Origin of the sequence: Alistipes sp. ZOR0009, from assembly GCF_000798815.1 — a bacterium.
Taxonomy (GTDB): domain Bacteria; phylum Bacteroidota; class Bacteroidia; order Bacteroidales; family ZOR0009; genus Acetobacteroides.
In genome coordinates this window covers 39,612-57,425 of record NZ_JTLD01000009.1, presented here as the reverse complement: position 1 = coordinate 57,425, position 17,814 = coordinate 39,612, and the positions used below count along the sequence as shown (strand labels likewise).

Here is a 17,814-nt window from a genome sequence, read left to right as displayed (position 1 = left end):
ATGACCGTTGAAATACTCATTCCTAGCCCAGGAGAATCAATATCAGAAGTAGAAATAGCCAGCTGGCTAGTAGAAGATGGTTCCTTTGTAGAAAAAGACCAAGAAGTTGCCGAAGTGGAATCGGAAAAGGCTACCTTAATGCTCATAGCCTCCGATAGCGGTACTATTAGGATAAATACTCCAGCACATACAACCGTAAAAGTTGGAAGTATAGCAGCAACCATAAATACTGAAGGAGCAGGAATTCCATCATCCGATGTTCCAAAATCTGCCGAAAATAGCTTAACAACACCGCCATTGGCAGAAAAAAAGAAGGATTCTGACAAGGTACTCCAAAAAGAGATCCAACCAGCAGAGTACGAGAAAATAAAAATTTCTCCTATTGCAAAGAAAATGATGGAAGAAAGCAATTTATCTGTAGACGACATTATAAAGGGACTCCAGCGCATCACCTCTTCTGCTGTCGAAAAAGTTACAAAACAGCCTTATCCCAATGTGGAAAAGTCGCAGCCAACCTCCGAACGGGCCGAAGAACGAGTGCCAATGAGCCAGCTGCGTAAAAAACTGGCGCAACGTTTAGTTGCCGTAAAGAACGAAACTGCCATGCTTACCACCTTTAATGAGGTAGATATGACGGCTGTGATGGAGCTACGTAAAAAATACCAGAAAGAATTCGTTGAGAAGCATGGTACCAAGCTGGGAATTATGTCCTTCTTCACAAAAGCTACAGTCGAGGCTCTAAAGCAACACCCTATGGTAAACTCTATGATTAATGGGGATGAAATCATCACTCCAAGCTACTACGATATTTCCATAGCAGTGCAAACCCCAAAAGGATTGATGGTTCCAATTGTACGCGATGCTCAAAACCTTTCGCTAGCCGGAATTGAAAAAAAGATACAGGAGCTGGCAGATAAAGGACGAAACGGAAAGCTCTCACTAGATGAAATGACTGGAGGTACATTTACAATCACCAACGGAGGAGTATTTGGTTCAATGATGTCAACCCCCATAATCAATCCTCCACAATCGGGAATACTAGGAATGCACAACATCATCGAACGCCCTGTTGCTATCAATGGGAAAGTAGAAATTCGCCCAATGATGTACATAGCCCTCTCCTACGACCACAGAATTATTGACGGGAAAGATTCCGTAGGCTTCTTGGTTAGAGTTAAACAGCTGCTAGAAAATCCAATCTTCCTACTTTACAACGGAGAGAATCCAGAAAAAACCTTACTAGATATATAGTTGAAAATGAACTTTCAGCCGTCATTCCTGTTTTTTTTTATAAAAAATAGATTATTTTGACTTTGCCTAGTGATTTTTTTAAAAATACGTCGTAATTTTACAAATGCTTAATTAGCATAGCCGTTGAGTTTTGGAAAACAGTGAAGTGTTACTAACACGCCCTGAATACATAAATTTTATATTAAATTAATAACAGTACAATTATGAACAATGGATGTGCCTCTTCTTTAAAGAGGATTGGTGTCTTTTACGACGGAAACTACTTCTTACAAGTCAGCAATTACTACAACTACGTTCACCCTCGCAAAAGACGTCTAAGCATTTCTGGTCTGCATTATTACATCCGTCACCTAGTAGGTAAAGAAGAAGACGTAGACATTAAGCTTTGTAAGATCGCAGATGCTCACTATTTCAGATGTCGTTACAGCGCTCAAGATGCTAGCCAAAGAGGAAATCAGCTCTACTACGACCGCGTTTTTGATGACATTCTAATGTCTGAAGGCGTAATTACCCACTACCTCCCATTCAAGAATAATTTTGGAAAGAAGGAAGAAAGAGGTATTGACGTGTGGTTAGCGCTTGAAGCATTTGAACTTTCTATCCTAAAAAAGTTTGACGTAGTAGTTTTAATTGCTTCTAATGGTGATTATGTTCCATTGGTTCGCAAGCTAAACACCCTCGGAACCCGAGTTATGGTTCTTGGATGGGAATTTGAGTATACCAACGATGAAGGTCAAAAGGTTGTAACCAAAACATCTCAAGATCTACTAGAAGAGGTTAGTTACCCAATTCCTATGCATAGCGAAATTGACAATAACGACGAGGATCTCGACATTGTTGACAACCTATTCGTTAGCAACGAAAGCGCACCAAAGGTTAATATCACCACCAACATCCCTTCATCTCCTTCGAAAGCAAAAATTTCGGCAGAAGAATACCAAGAGGGTGAAATACTTAGCTTGAAGAACGGTTACGGATTCATTAAACATCCGAACAACAACCTATTCTTCCACTATTTAGACCTACAAGATGTTGACTTTAACGATTTAATGCCTGGCGATCCAGTTGAATTTACCGTTGAGCAAAACATCCATGGACAAGATGTTGCTAAAAATGTTAGAAAGGTTTACTAGATAATCCATCAAATTATAAAAAAGAAGACCATTGCTTGATGGTCTTTTTTTTGCACCATATAGGAAAATTACACTTAAGTTATAACTTTGAAGCTTCCATTTTAACCTATGGCACACCTAGTACTGGATTTAGAGCTAAGCGGAATTGAGCCTGGATGGCACGAAATTATTCAAGTTGGAGCAGGATTGTACAGCAACAACTGGGAACTGCTTGACACGTATATATCTAACGTATATCCCGAAAATGAGGAGAGTTTCTCCCTTTCTTCGCAAAAGATACACCAGCTAACCTGGGAGGAACTTGAAGATGCCCCAATGCTTTACGAAGTACTAGATGAATTTGAGGAATGGATACATGCAACACTTCCCAATACAGGGAGTAAATTCAACGCCCTCAAAAGTGTAAATATCTGCGGACAAAGCGTAATGTATGACGTCGTTTTTCTAAAAGCAGCCTACAGAAAAGAGAAAAAGGAATGGCCTTTTTCAAACAAGCTGCTCGACTTGCATAACATTGCATTTTATCTGTTTGAAATTTTATCAAAAAATGGGGTAAAAACACCACAATCTCTCAGCCTAAATGCCATAGCCGACTATTTTGGATTAAGCCGCGAAAGCGATGAGCATAACGCTCTAGAAGATGCATTGATTACAGCTGAATGCCTCAAAAAATGCATGGAATACACATCGAACCTAAAGTTAACAAAATAGCGCCGTCATGAAATTCCTAGAAGAACAAATCAACAAAACGACATCATCACTAACCCTGCTTAACTGGAGCTGCATCGGAGCCATGATTGTACTCCTACTATCAACCTCCCTTATTAAAAAATTTGTAGGATTTGCTCCTAGCGAGGAGCTATCTACCAAACTATACATTGCAGCAATAGCTGTTGGAGTTATAGCCATTCCGCTAGCAAATCGAATTTACAGCAAAAGGATATCTCGAATCGACACTAAAAGCCCCACTGAGGCCAGCTTAAGAATATACCGAGTTGCATTCATCACCAAACTGCTCATTGTTTGCGCAGCATTTCTTATCAACCTAACACTCTTCTTTTTTGCCAACAATACCTACCTGCTGATCATTGGTGCAATTTACATCGTGTACCAAATGATTGCAGTACAGAGCAAGGAGGGTGTTCTCGAAATTATTGGTATAAATCCAGAAGTTACAGAAGAGACAGAATAGCCTTTTTTACCATTTAACACGACTTATAGCGCATAACATCTGTGCTATGGTATCTTTGTGTAAAACAAAAACAATATTGATGATTGTAAAAGAAAACGTCTCCTTAAAGGAGCTAACCACTTTTGGAATCGAAGCCAAGGCCAGAAAATTTATTCAGACCTGTAACAACGACGAACTCTTCAGTTTCCTAAAAAATAACCAATCGCCCTTATACATCCTAGGAGGAGGTAGCAATAGCATATTTACCAGCGACTTTGATGGAGTAGTCCTACAACCTCTAGAAAAAAATATAGAGATTGTAAACGAAACACCTAATAGCGTTTGGATTAAATCGAGTGCGGGTGTGGATTGGGACGACTTCGTAAAATTTACGGTCGAAAGAGAATTAGGTGGCCTAGAAAATCTCTCTTTAATACCGGGAAATGTAGGTGCTTGCCCAGTGCAAAATATTGGAGCATATGGAGTAGAGGTAAAAGATACAATTATCAAGGTTGACGGATTTTATATTGAGAATCAATCTCCTTTTTCATTTAGCAACGAGGAATGCCAATTCGGCTATAGAGATAGCATATTTAAACGCAGCCTAAAAGGGAAGACTGTAATTACCCATGTAACCTTCGAATTGAGTAAAACCCCAACCTTAAAAACCCACTATGGGAACATTGAAGAGGAGTTAAAGAACTACTCGAAAACAAACATCCAAACTGTTCGTAATGCCGTAATATCAATAAGAGAGCGAAAACTCCCCTCTCCCAAAGTTTTTGGCAACTGTGGTAGTTTTTTTAAAAACCCAACCATAAACCAAAATCTATTCGAAACTATTCAAAGCAGCTACGCAAACATCCCAAGTTACCCTGCGGCAAACCAAATGGTTAAAATCCCAGCCGCATGGCTCATTGAAACCTGCGGATTTAAGGGTATAAAGCGAGGTAATGTTGGAGTTCATAGCCAGCAGGCTTTGGTGCTAATAAACCTAGGAAATGCGAAAGGGGAAGAAGTTATAGACCTTGCAAACGAAATTATAGAGGCCGTAAGAATCAAGTTCTCGATTGAACTCGAAAAAGAGGTAAACATCCTTTAATAACATATCAAGAAATAGAAAAGGCCGCAATTGCGGCCTTTTCTATTTCTTGATATTTCGTTTATTTAGTGCAGTTTGGTATTCCCTCGCATTTTTCAAATGGTCAGCCTCGTTAGTGGCAAAAGCATGCGCTCCTGAAAAATCTGCTTTAGCACAAAAATAGAGGTAATCCGTTTTATGGCTATTCAGCACAGCATCAATAGCCTCTATCGAAGGTAGTGCAATTGGACCTGGAGGCAACCCTTTATACTTATACGTATTATATGGCGAATCAAAGACCAAATGACGATTAAGAATACGACGAATAGTAGGATCTCCAATGGCAAATTTTACGGTTGGATCAGCCTGAAGGAGCATCCCCTTTTTGATTCGATTAAGGTAAACACCTGCAATGGTTGGCATTTCTGGCGAATAGTTGGTTTCTTCATCAACAATAGAAGCAACTGTAATCACCTGCTCACGGGTTAACGACATCGAATCGGCCTTATGCTGCCTTCCTTTTTTTGACCAAAACCCGTCATACTCCTTTTTCATCCTTCCGATTAAATCCGAGGCCGAAATATTCCAGTACATTTCATAAGTATTAGGAATAAAAAGGCTAATAATCGTTTCTGGAGTCATTCCTAACGAGGCTGCAACAGAATCGCTATTAAGCAATGCTATAATTTTCAACGAGTCGGGTTCCAAATTTTTACCTATTATAGAAGCCAGCTTTTCTTTAGTTCTGATATTGTTTATTGCAAGACGAACAGGCTCCTGCGTCCCAGACTGAAGCATGTTCAGCAACCTATGGTTACTCATTCCTTTCACCAGTTTATATCTTCCTGGCCGAATTTTATTGAAGTATCCCCTAACGTTTGCATAGCGCTCAAACGAGTCAAAATCTTTAATATAGCCGCTTTCTTTAAATATTGACATGGTAGAAGCAAAGTCACTTCCTGTTGGAATACAAACGTAGGCCGATTTTTTTTCGCCCAACTCTACGTTATTCTTATACACTCGGGTATACTGAACGTAGCCCCATATTAGGGCAGCACATACGCCAACCAAACCAATAGCTATAACCACCCTTCTCAACGGGTGTTTTCCTTTTGATTTTTTTGATGAACTCATTTAGCAAAATTTTTCTGCAAAATAAGCGAAATATGGTAAACCTTAACCCCAAACCTTCAAAAAGGATGACAATTGTCCGCAGTTATATTATATTTTTGGAAAAATTTAATGAAGATGGAAATCCTACTTATCGCATCTATAGCAAGCATTAGCGCCGTTGCCATTGTGGCCATGATGCTTATTTCGCGTAACCAAACGTCCTTAAAAGAAGTTGAAAAGAAGATTTCATCGAGCAAAATAACCATTCCATTAAGGCTACAGGCCTACGAACGATGCCTTATTTTTTTGGAAAGAATAGCACCAGACTCTCTTTTAGTAAGAGTTGGACAATGCCAAACTGCCAACGAGCTGCAATCGAAGCTGCTAAGCAGCATCCGTTCGGAATTTGAGCACAATCTATCACAGCAACTTTACCTAAGCCAGGATGCTTGGACCCACATTGTAAACGCTAAGAACAATACTGTAGGACTTATAAACTCGTGCAGCCTAAAAGTTGAACCAACAGATAGGGCCATACAGCTATCAAGAATTATCCTAGAAGCATACGCCAATCTTGATGCATCGCCCAACCAGGCAGCCAAACAAAAAATAAAGCAAGAAGTATCCCAATTATACTAAGACTGAAAATCTAAAGGAAATCCCTTCTGATGCGAGGGGATTTTTTTATACTTCTCGAACCAGACTACTTTAATTTTCGTCAAAATCCAACTTTATGGCAACCTTAACGGTTACTTGTTAGGTACAAATCAAACTAAAAACCTCCGTTATGAAAGTAAGGATTGCCCTAGTTGGAATACTTGCGCTTGTTGCCAGTATTTCATTTGCTCAGACCAACACCACCAAGGTGTTTCTAAGAACACAAAACGACAGCATTTCATATGCGTACGGAATGGCTGTTGCCAACTCGCTGGATCAAATTAATATGGTGCTAAACTACGACTTGGTATACCAAGGGATGAAGGCGAGCAAAAGCACCGGTAAGCTGATCGATTCGGAACAGCAAGCTTATTTGCTAGAATTACTCCAAAGTCAGGCCTATACGAAAGAGCAGGATCGTATAGCCAAGATAACGAAGGATAACTCCGATGAGGAAATTCGCTTTTTCGCTGAAAATAAGAAAAAGGCAAACATAAAAACGACTCCCAGCGGCCTTCAATACGAAATAATTGTCCGAGGAAATTCGCCCGAAGCAGCACCAACACTCCAAGACTCCGTTCTTATTAACTACGAGAGCCGTTTCCTTAATGGCTCTAAGTTCGACTCCTCATACGAGCTAGGCGTCCCAACCAAAGTACCGATGAAAGACCTCATTGAAGGATGGCAGGAAGGGCTACAGCTAGTACGACCCGGAGATACCATCATGCTATACATCCCAAGCAGTTTGGCCTACGGAGCAGAGGGAAACTCAAAGATAGAGCCCAATAAAGGTTTGATTTTTAGGGTAGACCTCATTAAAGTGATAAAAGGAAATATGAAATAAAGAAAGAGGCTATCCTAAAGGGTAGCCTCTTTCTTTAAACAAACACAAACAGACATGTTTAAAAACGTTCCATTGAAACAGCCTTTTTCTTTAGGTTAATCAAGGCATACCGCATGCGTCCTAGAGCTGTATTTATACTCACATCGGTATATTCTGCAATTTCCTTAAAGCTTAAGCCAATATAAAAACGAAGCAGCACCACCTCTTTCTGCTCCTTCGGAAGCTCGTCAATAAGGCTTTTTATGCTGTACTTCTGCTGCTTTCTAATTATTAACTTTTCAGGAGAATCATCCCCTGTCATACTACGCAGTTTGTAGTCCATTGGGCTACCATCTTCCACAAAAATGGGAGAATCCTTCCGAAAGTGATCGATAACCAAGTTACGGGCAATGCGCATCAACCAAGGCACAAACTTCCCATTGTCCTGATAGTATCCAGCCTTCAAAGATCGGTATGCCTTAATAAAAACGTCCTGCGTTATATCTTCGGCAACGTCCTGACGACGGATAAAAAGAGTAACATACCCTAAAACCTTACGACGGTAACGATCGTGTAGTATTGCATAAGAGTTATCGCATCCAGTTGCTATGCGACCAACCAAGTCATTATCTGTTAGAGTAGCCGTTTTCAAAGTCTGAATTTTTTGAAGGTTGTCAAAACTGTTATCTCTGTCTTTCAAACACGCTGCAAAATATTCAAACTAGCCCTTAGAGCTGCTTAAAAACTAACAGAAAAGGGTTAACGACTTGTTAAATTTTTAGCTAACGAAACCAGCACAAAGCGCATAAACAGCTGTAAAATTAGCCATTACACAAAAAACAGTTTGTTAACTTCGCCGTTCAACCTCCATTGCAGGAACCACCAGCATGGCAAAAACAACCATAAAAATTACCCAAGGCGTTAGTAAAGTCAGCACGCTCCACCCTATGCCCATACCCATTTTGATGCGGCTAACCACCAAAAAGTAGGATGCGACTAGCACAAACAAAAGCAGCAGCACCAGCAGAAAGGTTACAAAAAAGCGGTTTTTTAAGCCTAGCGAGGTTCCGCATTTTAGGCAGGTAGATTTTCCCTTAAAGGCCAGCTCCATGATATTTCGGAGAGCCAGCTCAGATTTACAACTGTTACATTCCATATTTTAAGTTTTAGCACCAACAACAAACTATCGGAAACGATGTTTTAGGCTCCTAAAAGGTAGCAAAAATATCTTGCCCAAAACAGCAATCGGCAATATGCCCAGACTGGCGGCTAATCCCCCGAAAAAAAAAGCGCTGAAACCAACGGTTCAGCGCTCCCTACTATCAAGTAAAAAAGCATTAAATCTCCTCTAAGTGCTCGTAAATACGCTGGCGAACAGCCTCAAAAACAACCAGCGCGGCAGCAACCCCTACGTTTAGCGACTCAATTTGTCCGCTTAGTGGTACCTTCACCATCTCGTCAACAAACTTGAGGTTATCGCTAGAAATCCCCTTATCCTCCGATCCCATGATAATTGCTGTTGGTGGCGTCATGTCCACCTTGTACATCATATGGCGGGCCTTTTCGGATGAGGCCACAATCTGAATACCGCTATCGCGCAGATAGAAGATGGCCGTGCGAAGGCTAGATACCTTAACAACCGGGATGAAGTGCAGCGCCCCAGCCGATGCTTTAATGGCATCGGAGTTGATTTGGGCAGATCCCTTTGCTGGAATAATAATGGCATCGACCCCGGCACACTCGGCCGTACGAGCAATAGCACCAAAGTTGCGCACATCGGTTACCCCATCAAGAATGAGGAATAGAGGAGCCTTCTCCTTTTCGAGGGCGGCGGTTACCACCACCTCCAACTCGTAGTACTCTATTTGAGCCGCAAAAGCAATTACTCCCTGATGGTTTTGGCGGGTTACAGAGTTCAGCTTCTCTTCGGGAACATACTGTACAAAGATACGGTTGCGCTTAAGCAAATCCTTCAACTCCTGAATCAGCTCCCCTTCGAGCCCATTCTTAACCATTACCTTATCCAGCTGTTTGCCAGCATTTATCGCCTCTATCACAGGGCGTATACCGAAAATTGCGTTCTGATTGCTTTCGCTCATAACTCTAATTATTTGCGGCAAAGATACGAAAAGGAAAGAAAATAAGCCTTAATGATTCCTTCTCTGTTTTGTCTAATAAGCTATTAGCATTAGACAAAAGAAGAAAAAACACCATGATTAATAAAAAGTTATGATAGTTGCCACTAAAACGATCAGAAGCAGCAATGGCCAATATACGATAACCATCAACTTTGAAAAACCGAGATATTCTGGGAGATATCTAGAAAGTCGACTATCTAGAATTGCATTTACAGAAGCTAGAACTAAAAGCATATAAGTTGCAAAATAGTAGTACTCCATATAAATTACGCCAGTTGCATCCATGTTTTTACGGAGATTAACATGCTCAAAGACTGCAACAAACAACAATCCAGCACAAGCAATTGCAACATCTAAAGCATCCTCTCGCTTTGATATCCATAAAATAGAGTAGGTCATAAAAAGAAGGACGGCAATAGGTATTATTCGCGTTATTATGGTATCGAAATAATCCCTTCTGAGAATTATGTTATAATGCAACTCCGGAAACCCATCCTTAAAGTTGGACTGATTGGAGTCAAAACTAGTGCTATAACTCTTTTCTTTAAATGAATAGTAGGTTCCGTCAATCTCCCATCCTGGAATTATAACATCGTTATCGAGGCCTGGCTTAAAAGATGGATGGATTAGGTTATATGATTTAAAATCTGGTATTAAAATCACATTTTTATCCATATCCGCTGGCCAAATTCTAATCCAAAGTGCATTATAGTCGAATGGGAATCTCTTATAATCAAACGGTTCTCTAATTTCTGTAGAAAAATGCCACCTGTAAAAAATCGACTTTTCATGATTACCCCCAACTACAAAGGCGCTATCTTTATGATCAAAATTTGAATTTTCAGCATCGGGAAATAAGATACCAGGCTGAATATTTTGGCCATAAGGAATGATCTGCCAAACATAGCCAGAAAGCGTTGTTGTGTATGAATCTGTAAATTTAACAGTTAACACATATACTCCGACAGGTACTAGAAACGTTTGCAAATCAGTCTTCCCCACCAACCCCCTTCTATAAAGATTAACGTAGTCTTTTGCACCATCCTCGTCTAGCAACATCGAAAAATTCCAACGATCAAAATTGGTTGAAATCTTTTGAGTATCCTTATTATTCTCAACCCCTTCCCTCAGCAATTTGCTCTTTTGGCTAGCGCTCTTAGCAATCTCCATATCTGAAAAATCAATAGAAGGATATCTAATACTAATATGACATAACAAAACAATCTCAACAATGAAAATAATTAGCACAGTGCCTCCCACTAATGAAGCCACCTCTTCTTTCCGAAACAAAAGCAAAATCACCAATATCTCAAAAATCAGCAATCCGCCTAAATAGGCAAACGAACTCTGCATGCAGTTTTTTCGCTGCTGATTAAAGTATTGAGGATTACTATACACTTGTTGATCTGTTATAGAAACACCTAATAGCCAACCCAAAGAATCTAGACGAACCACATTTTCCCAGCACATTGCCTTAGATACTGTATTCAAATGATAGTAATCCGTTGGATTTATCCTTGCTGTATCTTCAATATTTTCAGACAGTTTTACTAAAGTTTCCTCACCATATGCTCTCCCTATTTCTCCTAGCGTACGAGTATCACTGTTAGGATGAGCTATAAACTCTTCGCTATTATTCATCAAGTAAGGATACCCTATCCGACCTGCCTTCCAGCCATTGAGCATGCTATAAACTTTAGAAACGGTATAGTCTGCTCCTACATAGCAAAACAAACTGTCAGACAGCTTTATCTCGCAAGCATAAGTAACGACCCTCTTTTTGATAAGCAGATTGAAGTGAGGTGCAATCCAAGAGGACAAACCTCCATCCTTTGATACGGTTTCCCAAATGAGACTTTCTGAATTCCAAAGCAAGCAATTGTCCCTAGTACAATTAGTAACCTCTACCGAGTCTTTTTTTCTTTCCCAGTATGCAGCGGCTTCTAGCCGAACATTCGCTCCATCTTTCTTTTTTAAAAGGAGAATAAAGGCACCGTCGATACGAGAATTTCGTTCAAGCACCGACAGTGCCACCCTTCTAAACAACAACGTATCAAAATAATCGACCGAGTTTTCTAAACAACCCAAAGCAACCTTCGCCCCAACTGAGTCGACTATATGCTGTGTTAATCCAGTTTCAAACAAAAGACTATCACCGATCTGAGCAACAACCTCGTCCGCATAGCTTATAAGGCTTCTCCGCTCCCCGTCTTCACTTAATACCGTTTTGCTAAAATGTGACACCACCAAGCAAACACCCACCAGAACTCCTATTTTCACTAAGTTCTTTTTCAATGTACTTCTTTTAAAGAAAGGCATGGGAACCGTTTTAACAGTCTTTTTAAAAAGAAAAAACTACTATTTCTTCTTCTGATTCGATAAAAAACAAATGGGAGCTCGCAGAAAAAGTTAACTAGTGCGCAGAGCGCGTTTTTCTTTCTGCATCTTTACTGATAACTTCTTTTGACAAAGGTTTCAATGGGGGATTTCTAACCCCATTTACAGCCAAAACTAAATCATTAAGACAGTCATTCCAGTTATTTGCACTTGGCTGAACCCCATGCTTATGTCCTTGATAGTACCTTATCTCACTGCTGCTAGTTTGCTTGGCTGTATCCTTATCGTAGTACTGCAACCAACAATAGTAATCGCTCATAAAGTTTTTATTTTAAAAATTTCACCTACTCTATTAAGGCTTTTCAGATCTGCCTGCTATTATTTTAGATAATAGCCATCCATTAAATTTTTAAATCAGGTATAGAGTGCAATAAAAATCGTTATGCTGGCCAATTTTTATATCCTGTTTTCCCATTTTCTTTCACAGAAATTAAAACCTGCTTACGATTTTTTCCGCTTCTTCGATATGAAACATGCACCCACTCTGGATTAGTATTGGTTCCAAACTCCCATATTAGCTGATCAAAATCTAGATGATCTTTGATAAACATGAACAACTCTTTATTTGACACGCTAATTCCCTGAAGGTCTAACGCCTCTCCTTTGGAGTGTTGTGAGGTTTGTGACCCTCCAACAGCCTTATTTAACTCAGGAGACCTATATCCAGATGAAATTCGAATTGGGCCCAACTTATCTCTTGCAGCTTGAAATATGGCCTCTGCCAACGCTTTCAAGTTGGCTAAAACTTCTTCGGTCATATTATCGTTCCGAATCTTTAATTTTTCAGCCGTCGAGGACTTTGTAACCTCCTCCAACGTAAGGTTCTTAGATAAATTCATAACATCAAATTTTTAAGGAACACACTTAGGATTAAACAACCAAAATAGCCAACCCTGTATCTTGATATGACACCCCATTAGCCCGATGTGCGGCAATGGCCATATCTAAATTTGGAAAATTTTGCCCAACAGCAGGGTCCATAATACTAGCGTCAGGACGCTCCATAACATAATGTAGTCCAGTGTTAGGACGCCAACTAGAGCTTCTCCAACTCTCAATATTCTCAAAAGTCGCTGCCTATCGGCTAGCGGTGGAGCAGCCTCTCTTTTAAGCAACATTCCAACCCTTTCTGCATCAATTTTTTCGCTTCCATACAAAAAAAGCAACAGATTACCAACAATAGATCTTGGAACAAAAGCAATAGTTGTCAAACCTAACTCCTTTGCAGTAAAACCAATACGACTAGGTAGCGAATACCCGCTCTGGTTTGATGGAGCACCAGGGCTACCTGAAGTTACCGCGTAAATTCTAGCCTCTGATGTAAGGTCCCCCCTCTCGTGTATTGTATGAGAACCAGTCCACAGAGGATGAATCGCGGGCTTGTTTGGAATTGTATTAACACCTAGCTCTAACGCTGCACACATAAGAGAAGCTGCCCCGCAAGAATTGTTAAACGACTGTCTGTAACTCACCATAAAATTTTGTTTTAAAAAGGAGATGCTGCTTACATGGAGTATCTTCTACAGCCTAAAATCAACACATAGCCCTTCTCTTGACTTTTAAGCCCTAATGAGTTCCTCAGAAAAAGCACACCCCAATAATTTTGCCTACTCTATCCAGTTTTCGGCTTACCTGTAATTCTATCCTACTCAACTGATAGCTATTCCACAAATTAAAAGCACCGCTACAACCTATCCTCATTCAGTTTCGAATGTAAAAGCAGCGTTTCTTCCTTATTTTTTTTGTAAGAAATTTCGACTTGAATCTGGCTTCCTCCAACCATTTCCGAAAAAGTCACTAGCAAAGGAGCCGTTACCATTTCAGCATAATTTTCCCGTAACCCGTCCAATTTTACTTCCCCTATTCGTGCCTGAAACTGCATCCTAAACTCATCCAGATGAAGTATGGAATGGTTTACAAGCTTACAGTTGGGAATTTCCATCTCCATGCCGTCTTCCGCCTTAAACCTGGTAGTTTTTAGCGTCCCATCTGCATTGTAGAACTCTTTTACCCGGGCTAACTGATACTTTTCATGAGCCTCTTGGCTTCTATTCAGAGCCTCTTTAAAGTCGGCTATAATCTGAGATAGAGAGACCTCCTGTTTTCTTGACTTTTTATTCCGAAACCACATAGCCGTAAAATTTTAAATCAAGGAATCTGTGATTTCAAAACTCTTTCGTACCCTTCAATGATGCTCTTTAACCCCTCTGGAATTTCCTGTGGTGTTATTCGTATTTTTATATTTCCAGTTCTATTTGAAGTCGTTTCCTTGGTATCTTTATTATCTCTCGAGAAGTTTAGATTCAGCTCATTCTCGACAATATCCATCTCGAACTTTGTTGTAAACTCCACTTCATCTATCGTAGGACAGGTTATAGGAGCCAACGTCAGCAGCGGCACTTTCACATCAACTTCCTCTACCCCCTTGTCTGTTACATGGGGATACTTTACTACAATCGATTCTGGAACAAGAACATCGTCACTTCCATCTGGCGATGCCTTTTTAAAAAATTTGGCAATAATCCCCACGCTGCTATCCGTAAGCGTATCGTTAGCACCTACAATTGCATCATGGATTGCATCTACAAACGCTCTTAACTTTATCATAGTTCTAGTTTTTTTTGTCGTTTATATTTTTTTTAACCTTCAACTTTTCGTACTCTGACATCACCTGCTGCACCACTTGGCTGCTCGATGAAGAAAGGCTGACCGCACTCTTACAGTTTGCGCAGATAAACGATTCGCCTTGTATTAGCCGTTTTACCTCAAAGTATATCGGATGCTGGCAAACGGGACATCCTATTTTCTGTAATTTATCATCCATAGCTATTGCTGTACTGAAGATGGGACTGCGTTAATTGATTTCAGGTACAGGTCTATCAGGGTGGTTACGCCAGTTGGTAAAGGAACCGTTCCTGCATGAATTTTCACGTTTAGCTTAGATGCGTTATGGCTTCTATTCTCACTTTTATCGTTAGAATCATAGCTAAGTTTTCCTGTTAATGCTGGCTCGTTAGAGGCTGATTTGTCATACCATCCGCTAGTACCTGCGTTCGGCTCCTCCTTCTTTGTCGTTGTGGTAGAGGTATTGCTCGAATACGACACCACCTCCATGCTAAAATCAATATCCACATTATCTACCGCCAATGAATTCAAGGGAACCATTGTGAGAATAGGGACCTGAAAAACGCTTCTTACAGTCTGAAACTGGGGTCCATCTCCTGCCCCCTCCTTCATTACCGATCTTGTCAGAGACATCTCAATCATTATCGGTTCAAATTGGTTTGAGCCTTTGGCCACAAAGCAGGTGTCCATTAAAAATCGAGTTTGCTCCCTTACCATATACGAGTTGGCTGAGGCTGCCGCAACCAACGGAGCACTTAGAAGATCTACCATGCTAGGTAGCTGCTTCCCGAACTGCGGTCCCGAATCGTTACTGTTATCCATAATAATTGTTGTCAAAAGATTTTTGATATTCACTGGCATTTTTACATGCCAGTGAATACTTTACATAGAGATGCTGAACATCCGTTCAAACCTCACTCAACTAAACCTTACCAAAATCTTTAATCCTACTTTCGGTCTACTTGCTTACAGGCAGTTCAATAGGTTCAATAGACTTCGTGAAAGCGTCAATGATAGTCGTTACCCCCTGAGGAAGTGGAAGCTGTCCTGCATGCACGTTTACAGTGTACTTTGCAGAGTTGCTTTTCTGGTAGTGGGTATCACGAGAAGAAGACTCCTTCTGATCGTAGCTAACGCTACCCTTAATGGTGGCAGAGAAAGGACCATACCCAAACTTTGCTTCGAAGCTTGATTCTGCTTTAAGAGCCTTAGACTTTTCTTCATGAGTATCCTCCCCAAAGCTAGACTTCACTTCCATTTCGAACGAAATGTCAACATTGTCTACAGCCAACGAGTTTAGAGGAATAATGGTCAAGATAGGCAGCTCGAACTTTGTTTGCACCTGCTTGATGATAGGATCCTTTCCGGCTTCAGCTGGTTGGATAACCCCTCTTGTCAGAGTCATCGAAATAAGGATAGGCTCATAGTTCTTCTCATCCTTTTTACTAAAGCATGTGTCTAACAAAAATGATGTTTGGGTAAGAGCCATTGCTGCGTTTGCTTTTGCAGCAGCATTAAGTGGACCTCCGATTAGAGAATCCATGGGCAGACCAGAAAATGCCTGCGCCATTGAAACCAATTCTTGTGACATAATTGTAATTTATAACTGTTTTTTGGCTGCATTTATAGTGGCGTCACCATCCACTTGTAATTAATTACATCTCAAATTTACAATCCTATCTGCCTGTTAGCGTACATTGGTCTGCAGATCTAATGAAGGGTGCGAAAAGCCTTACCAGCTGCTCTCTTATAGGCTTTTTACTTCAACCGACTCTTTTAGCCTAGCCATTCCCCTTCTAGATATCTCTATTGTGGCATTATTTGAAAGGGTCACCAGCCGACGACGCCCGTTTGCAATGCTAACCACGTGCAACACATTTACCATTGCATTCCGGTTAACCCGTATAAAACCGTAATCGCGCAACTCATCATCAAACTCCTTTAGTAGTTTGGCTACCATCACACTTCCACCCGATTTTGAATACAGCGTTGTGAGGTAGCAATCGCAAATCAAATGCGTAACCTCGGCCATATTCAGAATATGGCTAACCGACTTTGCCCTTACTATAATTTTCTGCTCTTTCTGGCTAATAAACTTTGGCTGGTGAATTCCCGCCCCTCCTGTTGTTTGATAGTTTACGCTTTCCATTTTAATGATCTTTTACAGATTTCACACACAACATTCTTATAAGAGAATTAAAATATTAGTAAATCGCTCCTAAAAGAAAGATTTATTTAATACACAAGTTACAGCATCAAAACACCTTATATTTACTATGGTAAAAAAACCTAATAAAAGGTCGCAATAGTCCAATAAGAGGTTAAAAACACTCTTTATGTTAAGCTATTAAAAAAGGTATAAACTTCGAATAAGGCGGCAGCGACGACGAGAAACCGCTAAATTTCGCTCCCCTCGTAAAAATACAACCGGGTTATCACCTGCTTCATACCGCTCTACGTGAATCAAATTGACGATGGAGTTTCTGTTTACCCGCACAAATCCGTAATCATGAAGGCTCTCCTCAAACTGCCTCAGCAGCTTAGAAAAAGTGAAAGCCTCCCCTTCGATCGTATAAACTATTGACAAGTAGCTGTTGCTCTTGATGTGCGTAACATCTCTTAGATTAATAAATCTTGTCAAATTCTTTTCGCGAATAGCCATTATGCTGTCTTGCGCAGGAATTTCAAGAATATTAATAGTTTGCTTTATGCTTTTTTCTTTCATATATAAATTACCAGTTGCTGAATAACGGCAAATAAAGCAAAGCAACAGGCAAAAAAAGAAGGAAATCCCCAGTAAACGTGCACTTCTATCGAGCCAAAACTTCCCATAAAAAAGGCTGCCTGTGATGGCAGCCTTTGATGTTTACTTTAAGTAAGTCTTGTTCCCGTTTTTGTTGATGTAATACTTTCCGCCTTTAGGCCCAAGGTAAACCTTCTCGCCATTTGGACCTTTTAGGTTGGGAACCAGCTGATCGGTAGTCGTAAGTTCGGCCGCTTTAGCCTTCACTTTGCCCTTATCTTTCTGGTACTCCTTTTTCACGGCCTCCTTATCCTCCTTAACAGCGCTCTTCACATCGTTGTAAGCCGCTTTCGTCTTGGCTTCCACCTTCTTTTCCTCCTTCTTTACGGCAGCCTTCGACTTTTGGTAATCCTCCTTAATCGCCTCCTTGGTACTCTTTTCCTTAGTTTTAACCTTGTCTTCCTTGGCCTTTACATCAGCCTTTAGGTCGGACTGCTTCTTAACCTTCTCGTCCTTTACATCCTTCTTTAGCCTTTCCACATCTTTAGACACGGTTTGAGCGTAAGCCGACGCCCCTACACCTAAAGAGATCACGAATAAAAACACTAAAATTCTTTTCATAACTGTAGGATTTAAAAACATCTATACCAACACCAACTGGCAATGTTTAGTTTGATTTTGA

The 17,814-nt window shown here is 40.4% G+C and carries 23 protein-coding genes; 7 read left to right on the top strand and 16 right to left on the bottom strand.

Annotated features, from left to right (window positions below; all coding sequences use genetic code 11):
- From odhB to murB, 5 genes are all read left to right on the top strand, one after another.
- Positions 1–1,251 carry a 2-oxoglutarate dehydrogenase complex dihydrolipoyllysine-residue succinyltransferase gene (odhB, locus tag L990_RS03095; protein ID WP_047445433.1) on the top strand — a complete coding sequence of 417 codons (1,251 nt, stop codon included), beginning with the start codon at positions 1–3 and terminating at the stop codon, positions 1,249–1,251.
- 203 nt (positions 1,252–1,454) lie between these two features.
- Complete coding sequence (locus L990_RS03090) at positions 1,455–2,384, top strand: NYN domain-containing protein (protein ID WP_047445431.1); 930 nt, start codon at positions 1,455–1,457, stop codon at positions 2,382–2,384.
- Positions 2,385–2,492: 108 nt separating this feature from the next.
- Positions 2,493–3,095, top strand: coding sequence for a 3'-5' exonuclease (locus L990_RS03085; protein ID WP_047445427.1), 603 nt, complete (start codon positions 2,493–2,495; stop codon positions 3,093–3,095).
- 7 nt (positions 3,096–3,102) lie between these two features.
- The gene (locus tag L990_RS03080; RefSeq protein ID WP_047445424.1) at positions 3,103–3,576 is read left to right on the top strand and encodes a hypothetical protein; all 474 of its coding nucleotides are present in this window, start codon (positions 3,103–3,105) and stop codon (positions 3,574–3,576) included.
- A 79-nt stretch (positions 3,577–3,655) separates the two neighbouring features.
- The gene (gene murB / locus L990_RS03075; RefSeq protein WP_047445422.1) at positions 3,656–4,657 is read left to right on the top strand and encodes a UDP-N-acetylmuramate dehydrogenase; all 1,002 of its coding nucleotides are present in this window, start codon (positions 3,656–3,658) and stop codon (positions 4,655–4,657) included.
- Between the two features lie 42 nt (positions 4,658–4,699).
- On the opposite strand, the gene mltG is transcribed toward murB, so the two are convergent.
- On the bottom strand, positions 4,700–5,770 hold the full coding sequence (mltG, locus tag L990_RS03070; protein WP_047445420.1) for an endolytic transglycosylase MltG: 1,071 nt from the start codon (positions 5,768–5,770) through the stop codon (positions 4,700–4,702).
- Positions 5,771–5,884: 114 nt separating this feature from the next.
- Here mltG and L990_RS03065 point away from each other — a divergent pair, with 114 nt between their 5' ends.
- Both L990_RS03065 and L990_RS19055 read left to right on the top strand, forming a co-directional pair.
- Entirely contained in the window at positions 5,885–6,388 is a 504-nt protein-coding gene (locus L990_RS03065) for a hypothetical protein (RefSeq protein ID WP_156121309.1), read from the top strand.
- A 148-nt stretch (positions 6,389–6,536) separates the two neighbouring features.
- Positions 6,537–7,250, top strand: coding sequence for an FKBP-type peptidyl-prolyl cis-trans isomerase (locus L990_RS19055; RefSeq protein ID WP_052180679.1), 714 nt, complete (start codon positions 6,537–6,539; stop codon positions 7,248–7,250).
- A 58-nt stretch (positions 7,251–7,308) separates the two neighbouring features.
- Here L990_RS19055 and L990_RS03055 read toward each other — a convergent pair whose 3' ends face one another.
- The 15 genes from L990_RS03055 to L990_RS02985 all read right to left on the bottom strand — a co-directional run bounded on the left by L990_RS03055 (position 7,309) and on the right by L990_RS02985 (position 17,753).
- Positions 7,309–7,929 carry an RNA polymerase sigma factor gene (locus tag L990_RS03055; protein ID WP_197057220.1) on the bottom strand — a complete coding sequence of 207 codons (621 nt, stop codon included), beginning with the start codon at positions 7,927–7,929 and terminating at the stop codon, positions 7,309–7,311.
- A gap of 147 nt (positions 7,930–8,076) precedes the next feature.
- Positions 8,077–8,385: a hypothetical protein gene (locus L990_RS03050; RefSeq protein ID WP_156121307.1), complete on the bottom strand. Its 309-nt coding sequence runs from the start codon at positions 8,383–8,385 to the stop codon at positions 8,077–8,079.
- Between the two features lie 181 nt (positions 8,386–8,566).
- Positions 8,567–9,328: a 23S rRNA (guanosine(2251)-2'-O)-methyltransferase RlmB gene (gene rlmB, locus L990_RS03045; protein ID WP_047445416.1), complete on the bottom strand. Its 762-nt coding sequence runs from the start codon at positions 9,326–9,328 to the stop codon at positions 8,567–8,569.
- A gap of 117 nt (positions 9,329–9,445) precedes the next feature.
- Positions 9,446–11,662 carry a hypothetical protein gene (locus L990_RS03040; protein WP_156121305.1) on the bottom strand — a complete coding sequence of 739 codons (2,217 nt, stop codon included), beginning with the start codon at positions 11,660–11,662 and terminating at the stop codon, positions 9,446–9,448.
- Positions 11,663–11,780: 118 nt separating this feature from the next.
- Positions 11,781–12,023 carry a hypothetical protein gene (locus L990_RS03035; protein WP_047445412.1) on the bottom strand — a complete coding sequence of 81 codons (243 nt, stop codon included), beginning with the start codon at positions 12,021–12,023 and terminating at the stop codon, positions 11,781–11,783.
- A 121-nt stretch (positions 12,024–12,144) separates the two neighbouring features.
- A complete protein-coding gene (locus L990_RS03030; RefSeq protein WP_047445410.1) occupies positions 12,145–12,603 on the bottom strand; it encodes a D-Ala-D-Ala carboxypeptidase family metallohydrolase in 459 nt (152 codons plus the stop codon).
- A gap of 105 nt (positions 12,604–12,708) precedes the next feature.
- The gene (locus L990_RS03025) at positions 12,709–13,239 is read right to left on the bottom strand and encodes a hypothetical protein (protein ID WP_156121303.1); all 531 of its coding nucleotides are present in this window, start codon (positions 13,237–13,239) and stop codon (positions 12,709–12,711) included.
- Positions 13,240–13,448: 209 nt separating this feature from the next.
- Positions 13,449–13,895, bottom strand: coding sequence for a hypothetical protein (locus tag L990_RS03020; RefSeq protein WP_047445405.1), 447 nt, complete (start codon positions 13,893–13,895; stop codon positions 13,449–13,451).
- Between the two features lie 17 nt (positions 13,896–13,912).
- On the bottom strand, positions 13,913–14,371 hold the full coding sequence (locus tag L990_RS03015) for a DUF2589 domain-containing protein (protein ID WP_047445403.1): 459 nt from the start codon (positions 14,369–14,371) through the stop codon (positions 13,913–13,915).
- A 4-nt stretch (positions 14,372–14,375) separates the two neighbouring features.
- The gene (locus L990_RS03010; RefSeq protein ID WP_047445401.1) at positions 14,376–14,588 is read right to left on the bottom strand and encodes a hypothetical protein; all 213 of its coding nucleotides are present in this window, start codon (positions 14,586–14,588) and stop codon (positions 14,376–14,378) included.
- 2 nt (positions 14,589–14,590) lie between these two features.
- Positions 14,591–15,211 carry a DUF2589 domain-containing protein gene (locus tag L990_RS03005; protein WP_047445399.1) on the bottom strand — a complete coding sequence of 207 codons (621 nt, stop codon included), beginning with the start codon at positions 15,209–15,211 and terminating at the stop codon, positions 14,591–14,593.
- Between the two features lie 136 nt (positions 15,212–15,347).
- Positions 15,348–15,980, bottom strand: coding sequence for a DUF2589 domain-containing protein (locus tag L990_RS03000; RefSeq protein WP_047445397.1), 633 nt, complete (start codon positions 15,978–15,980; stop codon positions 15,348–15,350).
- 156 nt (positions 15,981–16,136) lie between these two features.
- Positions 16,137–16,538, bottom strand: a complete 402-nt coding sequence (locus L990_RS02995; protein WP_047445395.1) for a LytTR family DNA-binding domain-containing protein — start codon at positions 16,536–16,538, stop codon at positions 16,137–16,139.
- A 198-nt stretch (positions 16,539–16,736) separates the two neighbouring features.
- Positions 16,737–17,114, bottom strand: a complete 378-nt coding sequence (locus L990_RS02990) for a LytR/AlgR family response regulator transcription factor (RefSeq protein WP_047445393.1) — start codon at positions 17,112–17,114, stop codon at positions 16,737–16,739.
- Between the two features lie 141 nt (positions 17,115–17,255).
- Complete coding sequence (locus L990_RS02985; protein ID WP_156121301.1) at positions 17,256–17,753, bottom strand: hypothetical protein; 498 nt, start codon at positions 17,751–17,753, stop codon at positions 17,256–17,258.
- Positions 17,754–17,814: the final 61 nt, after the last annotated feature.